The organism is Acetobacter zythi, assembly GCF_963921165.1.
Classification (GTDB): domain Bacteria; phylum Pseudomonadota; class Alphaproteobacteria; order Acetobacterales; family Acetobacteraceae; genus Acetobacter.
In genome coordinates this window covers 221,835-238,822 of sequence record NZ_CAWUEO010000023.1, presented here as the reverse complement: position 1 = coordinate 238,822, position 16,988 = coordinate 221,835, and the positions used below count along the sequence as shown (strand labels likewise).

Annotated in this window: 18 protein-coding genes and 1 tRNA gene; 14 read left to right on the top strand and 5 right to left on the bottom strand. The window is 58.8% G+C overall.

Annotated features, from left to right (window positions below; genetic code table 11):
• Positions 1 to 5: 5 nt before the first annotated feature.
• From gnd to AABE20_RS09755, 6 genes are read left to right on the top strand one after another with little or no spacing between them, the layout of a single operon-like run.
• The gene (gene gnd / locus AABE20_RS09780) at positions 6 to 1,004 is read left to right on the top strand and encodes a phosphogluconate dehydrogenase (NAD(+)-dependent, decarboxylating) (protein WP_338332877.1); all 999 of its coding nucleotides are present in this window, start codon (positions 6 to 8) and stop codon (positions 1,002 to 1,004) included.
• A gap of 59 nt (positions 1,005 to 1,063) precedes the next feature.
• Positions 1,064 to 1,972, top strand: coding sequence for an HAD family hydrolase (locus AABE20_RS09775; RefSeq protein ID WP_338332876.1), 909 nt, complete (start codon positions 1,064 to 1,066; stop codon positions 1,970 to 1,972).
• Positions 1,973 to 1,989: 17 nt separating this feature from the next.
• Positions 1,990 to 2,736 carry a 6-phosphogluconolactonase gene (gene pgl / locus AABE20_RS09770; protein WP_338332875.1) on the top strand — a complete coding sequence of 249 codons (747 nt, stop codon included), beginning with the start codon at positions 1,990 to 1,992 and terminating at the stop codon, positions 2,734 to 2,736.
• Between the two features lie 20 nt (positions 2,737 to 2,756).
• On the top strand, positions 2,757 to 3,464 hold the full coding sequence (gene rpiA / locus AABE20_RS09765; protein WP_338332874.1) for a ribose-5-phosphate isomerase RpiA: 708 nt from the start codon (positions 2,757 to 2,759) through the stop codon (positions 3,462 to 3,464).
• Positions 3,465 to 3,466: 2 nt separating this feature from the next.
• Positions 3,467 to 4,045, top strand: a complete 579-nt coding sequence (locus AABE20_RS09760) for a gluconokinase (protein ID WP_338332873.1) — start codon at positions 3,467 to 3,469, stop codon at positions 4,043 to 4,045.
• Positions 4,046 to 4,058: 13 nt separating this feature from the next.
• A complete protein-coding gene (locus AABE20_RS09755) occupies positions 4,059 to 4,286 on the top strand; it encodes a hypothetical protein (RefSeq protein WP_338332872.1) in 228 nt (75 codons plus the stop codon).
• A 54-nt stretch (positions 4,287 to 4,340) separates the two neighbouring features.
• On the opposite strand, the gene AABE20_RS09750 is transcribed toward AABE20_RS09755, so the two are convergent.
• Positions 4,341 to 4,565, bottom strand: coding sequence for a hypothetical protein (locus tag AABE20_RS09750; RefSeq protein ID WP_338332871.1), 225 nt, complete (start codon positions 4,563 to 4,565; stop codon positions 4,341 to 4,343).
• A gap of 105 nt (positions 4,566 to 4,670) precedes the next feature.
• Between AABE20_RS09750 and AABE20_RS09745 the strand changes: the two genes are divergently transcribed.
• From AABE20_RS09745 to AABE20_RS09710, 8 genes are all read left to right on the top strand, one after another.
• Positions 4,671 to 5,705: a TroA family protein gene (locus tag AABE20_RS09745; protein ID WP_338332870.1), complete on the top strand. Its 1,035-nt coding sequence runs from the start codon at positions 4,671 to 4,673 to the stop codon at positions 5,703 to 5,705.
• Between the two features lie 89 nt (positions 5,706 to 5,794).
• Positions 5,795 to 7,564: a chloride channel protein gene (locus AABE20_RS09740; protein ID WP_338332869.1), complete on the top strand. Its 1,770-nt coding sequence runs from the start codon at positions 5,795 to 5,797 to the stop codon at positions 7,562 to 7,564.
• Positions 7,565 to 7,684: 120 nt separating this feature from the next.
• Positions 7,685 to 8,710 (top strand): NAD(P)H-quinone oxidoreductase, encoded by a 1,026-nt coding sequence (locus AABE20_RS09735; protein WP_338332868.1) that lies wholly within the window; start codon positions 7,685 to 7,687, stop codon positions 8,708 to 8,710.
• A gap of 66 nt (positions 8,711 to 8,776) precedes the next feature.
• Positions 8,777 to 9,475: a YggS family pyridoxal phosphate-dependent enzyme gene (locus AABE20_RS09730; RefSeq protein ID WP_338332867.1), complete on the top strand. Its 699-nt coding sequence runs from the start codon at positions 8,777 to 8,779 to the stop codon at positions 9,473 to 9,475.
• 247 nt (positions 9,476 to 9,722) lie between these two features.
• A complete protein-coding gene (locus AABE20_RS09725; protein ID WP_242012599.1) occupies positions 9,723 to 11,588 on the top strand; it encodes a potassium transporter Kup in 1,866 nt (621 codons plus the stop codon).
• Positions 11,589 to 11,592: 4 nt separating this feature from the next.
• Complete coding sequence (hemW, locus tag AABE20_RS09720; RefSeq protein ID WP_338332865.1) at positions 11,593 to 12,747, top strand: radical SAM family heme chaperone HemW; 1,155 nt, start codon at positions 11,593 to 11,595, stop codon at positions 12,745 to 12,747.
• A 46-nt stretch (positions 12,748 to 12,793) separates the two neighbouring features.
• Positions 12,794 to 13,225, top strand: coding sequence for a DUF1489 family protein (locus tag AABE20_RS09715; RefSeq protein ID WP_338332864.1), 432 nt, complete (start codon positions 12,794 to 12,796; stop codon positions 13,223 to 13,225).
• A 162-nt stretch (positions 13,226 to 13,387) separates the two neighbouring features.
• A tRNA-Glu gene (locus AABE20_RS09710) sits at positions 13,388 to 13,463 on the top strand.
• A gap of 170 nt (positions 13,464 to 13,633) precedes the next feature.
• Here the strand turns inward: AABE20_RS09710 and AABE20_RS09705 are convergent.
• The 4 genes from AABE20_RS09705 to AABE20_RS09690 form a co-directional block, all read right to left on the bottom strand.
• Positions 13,634 to 14,869, bottom strand: coding sequence for an MFS transporter (locus AABE20_RS09705; RefSeq protein WP_338332863.1), 1,236 nt, complete (start codon positions 14,867 to 14,869; stop codon positions 13,634 to 13,636).
• A 26-nt stretch (positions 14,870 to 14,895) separates the two neighbouring features.
• Complete coding sequence (locus AABE20_RS09700; protein WP_338332862.1) at positions 14,896 to 15,294, bottom strand: GlcG/HbpS family heme-binding protein; 399 nt, start codon at positions 15,292 to 15,294, stop codon at positions 14,896 to 14,898.
• A 94-nt stretch (positions 15,295 to 15,388) separates the two neighbouring features.
• Positions 15,389 to 16,114: an IclR family transcriptional regulator gene (locus tag AABE20_RS09695; protein ID WP_338332861.1), complete on the bottom strand. Its 726-nt coding sequence runs from the start codon at positions 16,112 to 16,114 to the stop codon at positions 15,389 to 15,391.
• Between the two features lie 108 nt (positions 16,115 to 16,222).
• A complete protein-coding gene (locus AABE20_RS09690; protein ID WP_338332860.1) occupies positions 16,223 to 16,930 on the bottom strand; it encodes a LysE family translocator in 708 nt (235 codons plus the stop codon).
• Positions 16,931 to 16,988 lie beyond the last annotated feature (58 nt).

Below are 16,988 nucleotides of genomic sequence, written 5' to 3'. Positions count from 1 at the left end.
AAATCATGCAGATTGGCATTGTTGGTCTGGGCAGGATGGGGGGCAACATTGCCGTCCGCCTGACACGCTTTGGGCACCACGTTGTTGTTTACGACCGGGATGCCTCGGCCGTAAACAAAACCGTAGAGCGGGCAGAAGCCGGGCGTGCAACAGGGGCCACCAGTCTGGCCGATGTTGTGGCGCAGCTTTCTGGCCCCAAAAAAATTGTGTGGTCCATGCTCCCTGCTGGCGACATTACGGAAGAAACCATTATGTCCCTCGCCGGGCTTATGGGGCAGGGCGACATTGTGATTGATGGTGGCAACACCTACTACAAGGACGATATCCGCCGCGCCAAGGTGCTGGCCGAAAAAGGGATTGATTACCTTGATATCGGCACATCAGGCGGCGTGTGGGGGCTGAATCGGGGCTACTGCATGATGTACGGCGGCGCCAAGGCGGCGGCTGATCATATTGACCCCATTCTGGCAGCCCTTGCCCCGGGCATGGGTGACATCCCCCGCACCCCCGAGCGCGACCGGGACGGTCTGGACCCCCGGGCGGAGCAGGGCTACCTGTATTGCGGCCCTGCGGGGTCGGGCCATTTTGTTAAAATGGTCCATAACGGTATTGAATACGGCATGATGCAGGCCTTTGCCGAAGGCTTTGACGTAATGTACCGCAAGGACTCCCCGCTGCTGGCCGAGGAGGAACGCTTCTCGCTCAACATGGCCGATATTGCCGAGGTCTGGCGCCGTGGCAGCGTGGTGTCCTCATGGCTGCTGGACCTGACCGCACAGGCCCTTGCCAATAATGGCGAACTGTCCAGATTTAGCGGCGAAGTCAGCGATTCGGGCGAAGGACGCTGGACGATTGAAGCCGCGATTGAAGAAGCCGTGCCCGTGCCGGTCATGACGGCGGCCCTCTTTACGCGCTTTCGCTCACGCAGTGGCAACACATTTGCCGAAAAAGTGCTGTCCGCCATGCGTTTTGGCTTTGGTGGCCACGTAGAAAGCAAAGGCTAGAACCGCCTTTATTCTTCCCCTGCCCACGTAGAGGCAAGGGTATGCAGGAGAGCAGAACAATGGCAGGCTTTGGGCAGAACAGGCATGGCCCCGACCGCTCTCCTGCCCGCCATATCCGCCTTGTTGTTTCCGACATGGACGGCACATTACTCACCCCGGACAAGCAGATTACAGCCCAGAGTGTTGCTGCGGTGCAGGCTTTGCGGGCTGCGGGGGTGCCTCTGTGCCTTGTCAGTAGCCGCCCGCCGGGGGGGATGGAAATGTATTTCGGGCAACTGGGGATCAACACCCCCTATGGCGCGTTAAACGGGGGCACCGTGTTCAACCCCGATGGAACCATCCGCTCCCGCCTCTCCCTCGACCCGCAAACAGTGCTGGATACGCTGGACCTGTTGGAAACTCGGCAGGTGGATACATGGCTGTTCCGTGGGCACGAATGGCTTGTGCGTAATGCACAGGACCCCCTTGTGCAGGCGGAAAGCCAAACCGTGCAAACCATACCCATACAGGTTTCCAACCTGCATGCCTGCACACAGAACATTGGCAAAGTTGCAGGCTCCACCGCAGACCATGCCTTACTGCATGAGCAGCAGACAAAAATCAGCCAGCATTTGGCAGGCCGCGCCAGTGTTGCCCTGTCCAGCAAATGGTTTTTGGACATTACCCCCCTGCATGCCAACAAGGGCCACGCCGTGCGCCAACTGGCCGCGGACTACGGCATAAGCGTGGAGGAAGTGGCCTGCCTTGGGGATATGAACAACGATATTCCCATGCTCTCCATTGCAGGACTTGCCATTGCCATGGGGCAGGCCACACCAGATGTGCAAGCCTGCGCGCATTACGTAAGCAGCCCGAACACACAAGAGGGCTGGGCACGCGCCATAACGGACTTTGTACTGCCCCGTTGCAAAACAGACGCCACTATGCGCTATGCCCCTGCCACTCCCAACTCCCCGCCACCCCAATGACCCCGAAAGAGCCAACCATGCCCGGACAGACAACCGCCACTGGCGCCATGCGTGTTTTCCCGCAGAGGGAAGCACTCATAACCGGACTGGCGGACTGGCTGCTTGAACGCAGCCTTGCCAAAAGTGGCCCCTCACCTTTCCGGTTGGCACTCAGCGGGGGTTCCTCCCCCCAGCACCTGTATGCCCTTATGGCCAGCGCGCCTTATGTGGAGCGCTTTCCGTGGCAGAACATGCAATTTTTTATCGGGGATGACCGGTTTGTGCCGCATGACCATGCCGACAGTAACTTTGGCATGATGCAACGGCTCCTTTTTTCCAAAGCTCCTATTCCAGCAGCCAACATTTTTCCCATGCCTGACCGTGGTCCGGCGGAAGAAGCCGCCAGAACGTACGAACGCACGCTCAAAAACCTCTATGGCGCGGAAAACTTTACACCAGAGCGACACTTTTTTGATGTGCAGCTCCTTGGCGTTGGCACGGATGGGCACACGGCATCACTTTTTCCCGGCCAGCCTGTGCTGGACAACCATAAGGACTGGGTTGCCACCTGCGTGCCACCTGCCGCCCCCCATACCCGCTTAACGCTGACCTACCCTGCCATCCACGCAAGCCAGCATGTTGTTTTTCTGGTGGAAGGTGCCGCCAAGCACGATATTCTGGCCCGCATTCGCGCACAGGACCCAACCTGCCCAGCCAGCGCCATTACGGCTCAGGGCGAACTGATATGGTTTACAGACCGGGCCGCAGCCCCATCGGACCAATAATAACAAGGACAACCAGACTGATGACAGCCCCAGACCCCGCAGCAGCCTTTAAGCAGCAATGCGCCATCAAGGCCGCATCCCTTGTGCAGACCGGTATGACCGTGGGCCTTGGCACCGGCTCCACCGCCAAGTTTGTTGTGGCCGAACTCGGCCGCCGTATCCGTGAGGAAGGGCTGAAGATTACAGCGATTCCCACATCCGTTGTGACCGAAAAACAGGCCCGTGAGGAAGGTATTCCCCTGACCACCTTTGGCCAGCAGCCCGAGTTGGACATTGCCATAGATGGCGCAGACGAAATTGAACCCACAACCCTGAACCTGATCAAAGGGCTGGGTGGCGCACTTTTGTGGGAAAAAATCGTGGCCTCCGCCGCAGCCCGGTTTGTGGTGGTGGCAGATGCCAGCAAATACGTGGACCATCTGGGCATGCGCTGCCCGCTGCCTGTGGAGGTTATTCCGTTTGGGTGGGAAAACGCCGCGCGCAGGCTGGGGCATCTGGGCGCACAGGTCACGCCACGCCGTATGCGCGATGGGTCTTTTTTCCTCACGGATGAAAAAAACCTGATTATGGACTGTGTTTTTCCCGCCATTATGGAACCGGAAAAGCTAAGCCACGCTCTGTACAACATTGTTGGTGTGGTGGAGCACGGCCTGTTCCTGCACATGGCAACACAGACCATTACCGCAGGCCCAGAGGGTATTCGCATTATGACACCACAAGGGAGCTAGGCATGTCCTTGAACAGTTCAGCTTTTCCACCGGGGCATGTTCTGCCCGCACAGCCCGCGGCCCATGGCATTGGCAAACGCCTTGTTGTGGTGATGGGTGTTTGCGGTTCTGGCAAAACAACCATTGCCGAAGGACTGCATAACGAACTGGGCTGGCCGTGGTTGGATGCAGACACCCTGCATGATGCGGACAATATTGCCAAAATGCGTGACGGCATCCCCCTGACCGACACGGACCGCACAGCATGGCTGGAACGGTGCCATGCGTGGCTCAGATCCTGCGCGGAAAACAGGACTGGCGGCATTCTGGCCTGCTCCGCCCTCAAACGTGCATACCGTAACAAGCTGTGCGCGCAGGGGCTGCATGTGCAGTTCATCTACCTGCATGCGGATGAAAATACCCTGAACGCACGGCTGAACACACGCACGGGGCATTTTATGCCCCCAAGCCAGTTGCCCAACCAGTTGGATACGCTCGAACCCCCACACCCTGACGAAGCGGCATGGTCACTCCAGACCCTGCACCAGCCAGCAGAAACCATTGCCCAGATCATGGGTCTGCTCAAAGCCAGCAAAAACTGAAAGACCGCCAGTTATGGGGCATAATTACGCCAAACCGCTCACATCGGGTCAGAAAATGGAACGCCTGTTAACGCGCATTCCCCCCGCCTGGCCTGTGGTGGTGGAGCGCACGGCGGGGGAGGCCACATGGCGCGCCCTCACCCATGCTCCCGGTCAGGATGGGGCATGGAGCGACCCACACCCCGACCCGGCTGACGCGCTGGAAGAAAGCTGGCGCCGCAACCGCACTGTTCTGGTTTAATCTGTTCACACGCAGCCACAGCAACCCGCCGCACAATGGGGCGGAAAAGCGCATTCATGCCGTGTGTTTTGCCCCATGTCTGCCAGAGCGAGGGCTATTATAGGGCTGGCCAGTCAGGGGGTTCATACGCACCGTGCGGGTACGGGGCGGCGTTTGATCGGGCACAACATATGCCTCTATGCCCTCCGCCTGCCGGGCACGGGCAAAACGCCGGGCGTGTGATAACTGGGCTGCATAGTACAGCACCTTACCATCCACCATGACGCTATGTTTGCGCATAATCTGCCTCCTGCCTCGCCAGTCCCGGCCATTGGCTCACTCCCGCCAATGTGGCTTGCAAGCGCTCTGTCCATATTTTAATGTATATCAAATTAGGATAACCGCATGACCTTCCACCGCCCCAAATACTCTGGCCTGCTGCGTTGTGTGGCGGGTATGGTTGCAAGCCTTGTTCTGAGCGCACCCATGCATGCGCACGCACGCCTTGTGACTGATATGAGTGGTGCGACGGTCGAGATCAAGGACGGCGCTCCCCCCATTGCGGACCTGTGGTTTGCCCATAACGAAATAAGCGTGATGCTGGGCGCTGCCCCGCGCATACAGGTTACGGCGGAAAACGCAGGCGATAACCCGTGGCTTTTCAAAATTTCGCCCGTTCTTTACATGGCGCATATGGGTGTCAAACCCGACACGGCAAGTGCCGAATACCTGCTGGCCAACAAAATTGGTCTGGTCTTCGTACCCACCAAAGCCAAGGCGGAAGAACTCAGGCGTGCAGGCGTAGCAGCCCTTGCCGCCGAATACATGACCATGCCGGACATGCTCACATCGCTGGATATGAGTGCGGAAGCCATTGGCACGCTGGAAGCCCATAACACCGCCAAACGCTACCGCCAGGAAATGGAACGTGTGCTGGAACTGCTCAAGTTCCGCACAGCCCAGCTCCATCTGTCCGAACGCCCGCGCGTGCTCCACATTGCGCGCTTTTCTCCCCTACAGGTGGATGGGGAAAAAACCCTGATTGACGCATGGATTCAAGCGGCAGGGGGCACCAATGCCGCAAGAATTGCCGGAAACCACAGGCCAGTTAGCTTTGAGCAGATCGCGGTCTGGAACCCCGATATTGTTATTGTGGACTCCTCCGCCGGAGATCTGCCCGAATCCTCCCCCCTGCGCACGCTCAACGCCTTCGCGCAGAAAAAATGGTGGACCAACCCCAAAGGGGTTTTTGCATGGGACCGCTACGGCTGCGAGGAACTGCTGCAAATCCAGTGGGCGGCCAAAAAGTTCCACCCAACCCTGTTCGCGGATCTGGATATACGGACCGCCGTGCGCAATTTTTACAATATTTTCTTCCATTACCATCTGAGCGAAGATGACATCTCGCGCATTCTGGCAGCCCAGCCCCCCGCTCCATAATATCCGGGCAAAAGCAGGCTCCCAATAACTTGTATGACATTCATACTCCTTATTGGACGCCCCGCCCCCATGCTGTTATGCCATGAAGCATGACAGCGTTGCTGGAACACCTGCGCACCCATAAGACGCCCGCCCGGTGGCTTACGGCCCTGCGGGCACTGGTGCGCACGGATTCGCTCTGGCTGCTTGTTCTGGCCGCCATAACCGGCGCTCTGGCGGGGCTGGCCGTAAGCCTGATCACCTTTACCACCCTGCTGACCCATAACATGCTGGCTCCGGGTTACAACCGCCTGTCCGGGCTGGAGCATGTGGCTCCCTGGCGCGCCCTGCTGGTGCCCGCCACCGGCGGGCTGTTGCTGGGCCTGTGGCATTACACCTTGCAGCGCCATAACCGCCACAGACCCGTGGACCCGATTGAAGCCAACGCCCTGCATGGCGGTCGCATGTCCTTGCGTGACAGTCTGATCGTCACGGGGCAGACCATCCTGTCCAACGGTTGTGGTATTTCCCTTGGGCTGGAAGCCGGGTTCAGCCAGATTGGCTCGGCCTTTGGCTCGCGCATTGGTCGTAACCTGCGCATGCACCGGGCCGATGTACGCCTGCTTGTGGGCTGCGGTGCGGCAGGAGCCATTGGTGCTGCATTTGACGCTCCTCTGGCCGGGGCTTTTTATGCGTTTGAGCTGATTATTGGCTCCTACGCCTTTCCCCTTCTGGCTCCGGTTGCCTGCGCCTCCCTTTGTGCTTTGGCGGTTGTGCATCTGACGGGGGAAACCCTGCCCGCCATCACCATGACCATTCCACAGGGCGTGCCTCCGCTGGCATACCCGCTGCTGGCAGTGCTGGGGGGGCTTTCCGCCCTGATCGGCGTTGCGCTGATGAAGAGCGCTGCCTACGCGGAACAGATTTTTGCCGTATGTATCAAACCTCTCTGGCTGCGCCCCATGGTGGGGGGGCTGCTGGTCGGCGGGCTTGCCATTATATCGCCCACCGTTTTGTCCTCCGGCCATATCGCCATGCGGGAGGGGCTGGTTAGCCCGCCCCTGTTCTGGGCGGCTTTGGGGCTTCTGCTCCTCAAGGCGGCGGCATCCACCCTTTCCATTGGTTCGGGGTTCAGGGGGGGGCTGTTTTTTGCATCGCTCTATCTAGGGGTGCTGACCGGAGCAGCTTTTTCCAGCGTTGTAGCGCCCATTATGGACCTCCCCCTTGCCCTGTGCACGGTTGCAGGCATGTGCGCGTTGGCTACCGCCATTATTGGCGGCCCACTGACCATGATTCTGCTCACGCTGGAAACGACCCACAGCGCCAACCTGACCGCCGCCGTAGCCCTGACGGCACTTGTGGCCTCCTTTACGGTCAAACGCATTTTTGGCTACTCCTTTGCCACATGGCGCTTCCACCTGCGGGGAGAAAACATCCGCTCCGGCGTGGATGTAGGCTGGATGCGCACACTGACCGTAAGCCGCATGATGCGCACGGAACTGGACATGCTGGCCGCCAACACAACCGTAGCGCATGCCCGCACAACCTTTGCCGGGCGCATGCCCCGCTACATTGTACTGCACGATGCCCAGCACCATTATGCAGGGCTGCTGGAAAGCAATCTGATCCAGTCCATTACCATTGCCCCCGACCAGCCCCTGTCCGCACTGGTGGACCATGATGGAGAAGTCCTCTCCCCCGACTTTTCAATTGGCCATGCCGTGGCGGCCTTTGAGCGCACAGCCCGTCCGGCACTGGCTGTCACTGACCGGGAAGGCCATGTTCTGGGTATTCTAAGCGAGCGTTACGTGCTGCGCCGCTATGCGGAAGAACTCGAACGCACCCGCCGCGAACTGGCGGGGGAAAAACACGGCAAATAACCCCAAGCCCACGCAACGCCATGCCACGTAGCACGGACGTGATCGCCCTCCCTCTTTTACCCCGCCACCCCACACGCCATACTCATAGCCTCTGTTTTTCCTAAAAACCGGCGGTGTCCCATGCCTGCTGCACCTGTTGTTCCCCCCTCCATGCAAGCAATCTGCTTTACCGAACCCGGTGGACCCGAGGTTTTGCACCTTGAAACATTGCAGGTACCCCAACCCGGCCGTGGGGAGGTATTAGTGCGTGTTATGGCCGCAGGCGTTAACCGCCCCGACCTGATGCAGCGCAAGGGATTATACCCCCCGCCACCGGGGGCATGCCCACGCCTTGGGCTGGAAGTGGCGGGCGAGGTTGTTGCTTGCGGTCTGCCACAGGAGGGCACATCCATGCCCGCCCTTGGCAGCAGAGTTTGCGCCCTGACCAACGGGGGCGGTTACGCGCAATACTGCCTTGTACCCGCAGGCCAGTGCCTGCCCTGGCCTGCGGGCTTTAGCGCCGAACAGGCCGCAGCCTTGCCAGAGACCTATTTTACCGTCTGGTCCAACCTGTTCATGCCCACCCTGCCAGCACAGGGCGCGCGGGTGCTGGTCCATGGTGGCACTAGCGGCATTGGCACAACGGCCATTCAGCTTGTTAAGGCATTTGGCGGGCAGGTTTTTGCCACCGCAGGCACGCCCGAAAAATGCGCCCTGTGCGAAGAGCTGGGGGCAACAGCCATTAACTACCGCACGGAAGACTTTTTAACCCGTATCCGCGAGCTTACGCACGATCAGGGTGTGAACATTATTCTGGACATGATCGGGGGGGCTTACTTTAACCGCAACCTCAAGTCCCTCACCATGGATGGCAGGCTGGTCATTATTGCCCTGCAAGGGGGAGCCAAGGCGGAGCAGGCCGATCTGGCCCGGATTATGACCCGCAGGCTCACCGTAACCGGTAGCAGCTTGCGCCCAAGGGATAGTGCCAACAAAGCCCGCATTGCGCATGAACTGTATGAACACGTATGGCCCCTGCTCAACAAAGGCAGCATTAAGCCCCTTATCCATGCCGTTTTCCCCTTGGCCAAAACAGACGCCGCCCATGCAGCGCTGGAGGAGGGTAACCACACAGGCAAAATTGTATTAAGTGTCTCCCCCGCCTAAAAGGGTAAGGAGCAGCCGCAGGGCGCCAGCCCTGCCCTCCATCTTTTGAAGGAATTCCGGGGTCCCATGGATACGTCTCTGCCTTTCCCCTCCTCTGCCATTGCGGAACGGCTTAACGCGGTGCGGCGCAGCATGCATGCCGCAGCCCTTGCCGCCGGGCGCGACCCGGCCGAGGTGTCTTTGGTGGCCGTATCCAAATTCCACCCCCTGCAAAGCGTGCAGGAAGCCCTTGCCGCCGACCAGTTTGTGTTTGGCGAAAACAGGGTGCAGGAGGCCGCAGCCAAGTTCCCGCCCCTACGCGCGGACCACCCCGACCTGCGGCTGCACCTGATTGGTGGATTGCAAACCAACAAAGCGCGCGAAGCCGTGCGCATTGCGGATATGATTGAAAGCCTTGACCGCCCCGCACTGGTGGACGCCATTGCCCGCGCAGCCGATGCCGAAGGCCGCCTGCCCGACCTGCTGGTGGAGGTCAACACAGGGGACGAGCCGCAGAAATTTGGCGTACCAAAGGAGCAGGCCGATGCGTTTATCCGCGTTTGCAGGCACCGTTTTGGCCCTTCCTTGCGGGGGCTGATGTGCATTCCCCCAGCCGGGCAGAATCCGGTGCCGCATTTTCAACTCCTGCGCTCCATGGCGCAAACCCACGGCCTGCCGGTGCTGTCTATGGGCATGTCGGCTGATTTTGAGCAGGCCATTGCGCAAGGAGCCACCCTTGTACGGGTCGGCAGCGCCATATTTGGCCCCCGCCCGGCACTAGCCTGAACGGCCCATTCTCAATAATGGTAGCCGGTATGCCTTGCCTCTGGCACTCTCCCCCCCTTATGCAGGGCATCCTAGAATTTCTTTTTTCTTCTTCTGCCCCTGACGCGGAGCCAGAAATGCCATGACCGACGCCGACAGTACAACGCCCACAGGTTCCGCCCCGGCTCCGGGCGAGCCGCACCAGACCACCGGAGCACCAGAACCACGGCGGATTGCCGAGTTCGATGCGGATCAGCCGCAACATGCCATGGCTCCCGTGGGCTTTGCGGCCCTGTTGAGTGTGCTGGGCGTTGTGTATGGTGATATTGGCACAAGCCCGCTTTACGCTTTTCGGTCCACGGTGGAGGTTATTTCCGACCACCATAAGGTGGAGCCGTGGGAGATCATGGGGGTTGCCAGCCTGATCTTCTGGACCCTGATCCTGATTGTAACCGTCAAATATGTTCTGCTCATCATGCGGGCCGACCATAATGGCGAAGGCGGCATTCTGGCCATTATGTCCCTTGCCCAGCGCGTTACCACCAGTGCGCGAACGCGGCTGGTGCTTGGCATGGTCGGGATTATAGGCACCTGTCTGTTTTTTGGGGATGGCATTATTACCCCCGCCATTTCCGTGCTCTCGGCAATTGAGGGGGTAGAGGTCAGCCTGCCCGCAGCGCATGAGGTGGTCATACCCGTTGCCATACTGGTCATTATCAGCCTGTTTAGTGTGCAGTGGGTGGGCACGGGCCGGGTGGGCACCATATTTGGCCCGATCATGCTGCTCTGGTTTGGCACGCTGGGTGTGCTTGGGCTTATTCAGGTCCTGCATCACCCGCATATTCTGCTCTCCCTCTCCCCCACCTATGCGCTGGAGTTCGTATTCTACCACGGCAAGCTCTCCTTCCTTGCCCTTGGCGCGGTTGTGCTGTGCGTAACCGGGGCAGAAGCGCTGTACGCGGATATGGGGCATTTTGGCCGAGCACCCATCCGCTACGCATGGCTGTTTTTTGTGCTGCCCATGCTGGTGCTCAACTACTTTGGGCAGGCGGCACTGGTCATTGCCGACCCCAAGGCGCTGGCTAACCCGTTCTTCCTGCTCTGCCCGCACTGGATGCAGGCCCCCATGGTCGTGCTGTCCACGCTGGCAACGGTTATTGCCAGTCAGGCCGGGATTTCGGGCGGGTTCTCGCTATGCCGCCAGCTTATCCAGCTTGGTTACATGCCGCGCCTGCGCATTACCCACACCAATGCGGAGGAAGAGGGTCAGATTTACCTGCCAGACTTCAACCGTTTTCTGGCTGTGGGGGCCGTGCTGCTGGTGCTGGCCTTCCGCAGTTCCGATGCTCTGGCCTCGGCCTACGGTATTGCGGTTACGGGTACGTTTATCTGCACATCCGTTCTGGCCATTGCGGTCTTTCGCAAGCACTTTAATTGGCCTGCGTGGCAGGTGGGCATGGTGTTTGGGGGCTTTTTGCTGCTGGACGGCACGTTCTTTACCGCCAATGCGCTCAAAATCCCCGATGGGGGCTGGGTGCCGGTCATGCTCGGCTGCGTGCTGACCCTGATGATGACAACATGGAAAAAGGGTCGCGGCCTTATTATTGCCCGCCAGCGGCAGGATAGCCTGCCCATGGGTTCCTTTATTGCCCGTCTGCCCCAGTCGCGCACCATTGTGCGCGTTCCCGGCATGGCCGTGTTCATGACCAGCACGCCAGATTTTGTGCCGCCATGCCTGCTGCATAACATGCGCCACAACAAGATCCTGCATGACCACGTGCTGTTCGTAACCGTGCAGAACCTTGACCAGCCGGAGGCCGAACGCGGCCACCGCGTAACGGTGGAAGAACTGACCACCGATGTGTACCGGGTGATCCTGCGTTACGGCTTTATGGAAATGCCCAACATCCCCCGCGCGCTGGAAGAACTGAAAGCCAACGGTGTGGACTTTGACGCCCTTCAGGCTTCGTACTTCACATCGCGCGAACTGGTGACACGTTCTTCCGTGCCGCGCATGTCGCGGTGGCGGATGTCCATCTTCTTGTTCATGCTGCGCAACTCGACCTCCAGCATGGAATTCTTCCGTATTCCGCCAGACCGCGTGGTGGAACTGGGCGTGAAGGTCGCCATCTGAACGCGTGCAGAACGAACCACTCGCCCTTTACATTCACTGGCCGTTCTGTCTGGCCAAATGCCCGTACTGCGACTTTAACTCCCACGTACGGGACAGTATTCCACAGGCCCGGTTTGCCAGCGCACTCCGGGCCGAACTGGCCTATGACGCCGCCCGTCTGGGCCGCCGCAGACTGACCTCCATCTTTTTTGGCGGCGGTACGCCCTCGCTCATGGCGCCAGAAACCGTGGCCGCCCTGATAGAAGACGCCCAAACCCTGTTTGACGCCGCACCAAACATGGAAATAACGCTTGAGGCCAACCCGACCAGCGTGGAGGCCGAGCGCCTGCACCAGTTCCGTCAGGCCGGTGTTAACCGTGTATCCCTTGGTATTCAGGCTCTGGATGACCGCGCCCTGACCTTTCTGGGGCGTGAACACTCGGCCACGCAGGCCCGCGCAGCACTGGAAACAGCCCGCAGCCTGTTCCCCCGCCTGACATTTGACCTGATCTACGCCCGCCCCGAGCAGAGCATTGCCGCATGGCGGCAGGAACTGACCACCGCCTTGCAACTGGCGGACGACCACCTCTCTCTCTACCAGCTCACAATCGAGCCGGGAACACGGTTTGAGGCCCTTTACCGCCAGGGCACATTCACGCTGCCGGATAACGATACAGCCGCCGCCTTGTACGACACCACAGCGGAACTCACACAGGCCCACGGCATGGCAGCGTATGAGGTCTCCAACTACGCAAGACCGGGGAGTGAGAGCCAGCACAACCTGACCTACTGGCGATATGGAGATTATCTGGGCATTGGGCCGGGCGCACATGGCCGCCTGAGTTTTGGTGGGGCACTCAAGGCCACACGCCGCCACCGTGCCCCCGAACCCTGGGCCGAGCGGGTGGAAAACACAGGCACCGGCCAAACATCGGAAGAAGACCTGACCCCACACGACCGTGCGCAGGAAATGCTGCTTATGGGCCTGCGTGTGCATGAGGGTATTAACCTGAACCGTTTTTATGCCCGCACCGGTATGGCGCTGGATAACGCGGTCGATCAGGGCGTTCTGGCGCAGGCGCTCCAAGAAGGTTACCTGACACGCACCCCACAAACCCTTAGTGCTACAGCAGATGGCAGGTTACGGCTGGAAGCCCTTCTGGCCGCCCTTGTGCTCTAGGTCTGCCCATGTTGCTCCCCTACCCGACCAATCCCATGTGAGTAACATGATAAACCTGATCAAACTTGTTGTTGGCGTCTCCTCCCTTGAGGAACTGGCCGAACGCCAGCTTGTGCCGACCAACCTGCGCATGCACGCAGCCAGTGGCAAACTGCTGCCCGTTGTGCACACACGGACCTTTCCCAAACAGGCGGAAGAGCTGTTGCAAGGTGGATCACTCTACCGGGTTATTGCAGGGCTTATCCTATGCCGCCAGCGCCTTGTGGACATTGCGTCCGAAGTCCGGGCGGATGGCACAAAGGGCACCCTGCTCTTTCTCGACCCCGCAATCATTCGGGTGGAGGCCCGCGCCCTACGTGCTTTTCAGGGGTGGCGCTACCTGCGCCAGACCGACGCCCCGCCCGATCTGGGCGGCGCCACAGGGCACACCAGCCTTCCGCCTGCCCTGCAAAAAGAACTGGCCCTGCTTGGGTTATAAAATGCAGAGCCATGCACGGTATGCCACTTTGCACCCCACAGCATGGCGCTCTGGGCGCTCTGGGCGCTCTGGCGCCATTTTCCAAAAAAAATGCACATAGGGCATTTAGCTGCTTGACGCTCCCCCAATTCCGCTCTAAACAACGGCTCAACAACGCCTCTTGTCCCGTTCGTCTAGAGGCCTAGGACACTGCCCTTTCACGGCGGCAACACGGGTTCGAATCCCGTACGGGATACCATTTTTATTTTAATGCGTTGTTACTCCCCATAAAAATCTGCCCATCATTTGCAGTGCATGCAGTAATCTGCTGCGTTCAGGCCGCTAACTTGCGCTGATTGTCCGTATTCAAAAGAGAGCAACACAATGCCCCTTTTTGTTATCAAAGGGCATTGCGCAACTGGTCCCCCATTATGTTATGGGCAGACGCTCTTCTGGTACACCGCTCTTTTTGAGGATAAAAAGAGCCAGCAGATAAACCAGCAACCCACCAATAGACAAAAGCGCGCCCCCAACACCCAGCGCGCCGTACCCAAACTGTTGGCCTAGCAGAAGACTGCCCAGCGATGCGCCAAGCGCATTGGCAATATTGAATGCCGAATGGTTAAGGGATGCCGCCAATGTTTGCGCATCCCCCGCAAAATCCATCAATCTGGTTTGTAGCGCCGGACCCAGTGCATTAACGCACGCTGGAATAAGGAACACATCCAGCATCAATCCAAGGTTGTTGTGCAAAAGTGCTGAAAAAACCAGCATGGCTAAGGCACTTCCCGCAAGTGCAAAAATAGCGGCAAGGTTAATGTTGCGGTCCACCAGCCATGCCCCAATATTGGCGCCAGCCAGCATGCCTGCACCCCAGATTACCATATACAGCATGACCTGCCATTCGGGCACGTGCGTAACATTTTGCAAAACACTTGTCAGGTAGGTGTAAATTGCAAACATGCCACCAAAACCAATAGCCGCGGTCAACAGGGTTAGCAAAACCTGTGCGTTGCCCAACGCCGTAATCTCACGCAGCGGAGAATTGGAACGGTTTGGGGTATCAGCCGGAATAAAGCGCCATACCCCCATAAAGGTTAAAAACCCGAACAGGCCAATCATCAGGTAAGCAACACGCCAGCCAAAGTGGTTGGCGGCGAAAGTGGAAAAAGGCGCTCCCACCAAGGTGGAAATAGCAATGCCGGACAGCACACGCCCAACGGCCCACCCCCTGCGCGTACGCTCCACCATGGATGCGGCCACCAGAGCCGACACACCAAAAATAGCCCCATGCGGTAATCCGGTCATAAAACGGGCAATCTCAACCAACCCCGGCGTTGGCATGGCAACACTGAGCAGATTGCCAAACCCGAACAAAAGCAGCAGCACAAGCAGCAGTTCCCGGCGCGACAGGCGCGCACCCAGAATGGTAATAAGTGGCGCGCCAACAACAACCCCCAGCGCATAGGCCGTAATGGCGTAACCCGCATCTGCCGTGGACAAATGGAGAGAGGCTGCAAATTCTGGCAGCATGCCCATAATGGCAAACTCGCCAGTGCCAACAACAAATGCGCCAAATGTCAGCACAAGAAGTGCGGCGGTTCTACCCGCTGGAGGCGGCACCGGGGGCGTGCTGCCTGCAGAAGGAATGGTTTGTGTTGTCATAAAGTTTCTCTTAGCCAAAAAGCCTGTCAGGCTGAAAGAATGTTTGCAGCAACCCGGGCAATGGCAATGTCTTCCTCCGTGCTGGCGCCAGAAACCCCGATTGCCCCAAGCAACGTGCCATCCGCAGCTTTAAGCACAAGGCCACCACCAAAACTGGCCATGCCACCATTGGTGTTTTCCAACGTATACGCACGGCCATCCGGACGACCAATTTTTGCAAAATCCGCGCTATCCATCTGGAACAGGGCCGCCGTACGCGCCTTTTTGCTGGCAACATCCACAGCACCCAGAATTGTGCCTTCCATACGCAGGAAGGCAACAGGCCACGCCGCTGCATCCAAAATGGAAATGCAGACATTCACGCCCATCCGCTGCGCCTCGGCATGTGCTGCCTCCAGCATGGCGGTTGCTATTGTTGCTTTCATGGTCCTTACACCTCTTTTGCATAAAGGGGTGTACGTTAGCCCGACTGCTGGAGAAGGGAATAAGCAAAAGAGGGCAAAGCTTATTTATTCAATATTATTGAACATTGAGTTGTTCGAGCGCGCGCATCATCATCCATGCAAGCCTCATCAACCTGTGTTGCGGAAACCTCGCGGGCGGGCCGGTCAGGCACAGGCTTGCCCTGACCTCCCCATTCTCGCGCCACGGAATGGCAACACCGTTCAGCCCCGGCCTGTATGCCTCCATATCCAACGCATAGCCTTTTATGCGGACATCCTCGATCCTGCTCAGCACATCCACATCCAGGGCATTGGCTCGGGTTGCCAGCACCCGCTTACCCAACCCCGGCACACAGGCCAGAAACACCCACCCAACGGCTGACCCTTCCAGATTTTCGCGCCGGGGCATGGTGGCCAGAGCAGGGCAAAGCCCGTTGGGGTCTACAATATCCAGATACGTCGCCTGATCCCCGCTGGGGACCGCCAGCCATGCCGTGGCGCCACTTTTGTGCGCCATAGCCTCCAGCACCGGGCGCAGGCGGGCGCGCAGCAGGTTGTCATCCCCCGCAATACGCGCGAGGTTGAGGATGCGCCCACCCAGATGATACCGCATATCTCCCGACCGGCGCTGGACGTATCCCAAATGGTCCAGCGTTTGCAAAATATTGTGTACTGTTGTTTTGCCTATGCCAGCAATACTGGCAATCTGCTGCAAACGCGCACCACCACCCTGCTGGGCAATAATTTCCAAAATGGCAGCAGAGCGCTCTATGGACTGAATGAGCTTTGGCGTTTTGCTCATGGCGTATTCCTGTTGCCAAAGGGGTTTAGCACATCCCGCCCATATTATACCGTGCGCCCTACAAGTTCATCAGGGCTGAACGCCACAAAACCTTCCGGTGCGGTCCTATCAGGCGGGAAGACCGCTCAGGGCCAGCCTGAGTGCAAAATAGAAGAACACGCCCCCCGTCAGCATATCCAGTACGCGCACAACCTTGGGGGTGGACAGAACACGACCAAGGGAAAACGCCAAACAGGCCAGAGCCGCATACCATGCCACAGCCATAACCACCTGCACCCCCGCCAGCAGCAAGGAATAGCTGACACGCTCCACACCTGCGGGAATAAACTGGGCAAAGGCTGTCAGGTCAAACACACCCACCAGTGGGTTCAGGCAGGTTGTCAGCAAACCGCGCTGATACCCAGCCCCCATACTGGTAATCTGGCGCGCCTGCGCGGCCCCCTCCGCCTGATCATGAACGCCAGCAGAGGGCATAAGCAGGCGGATACCCAGATAAGCCAGATAAAAAGCACCAGCCCATTGGAGCGCCAGATACAACGTGGGGGATGCCGCCACCAGTGCACTGACCCCAAACGCCGTGCCAACACCCCATATGGCCAGCCCCGTGCCGGTACCTAGAGCCGCCCCCAAGGCCGCCTTATGCCCGACATTCATGCCCAGACGGATAACAAGAGCGGTTTCGGTCCCCGGTGTCAGCACCAGAACACCCCACGCTGCGGCAAAGCTCAGTATGGGCAAAAACGTATGGGGCATAACCTGATCCTGCTCTGTATATCGGGCAACATAGGCCACCATGCGGGCCATAATGGCCAACATGGAAGACGGCCCATGTGTAAAAGAGAACAGGAAACAAAAAAAGCCCGAGGCAGGCCAA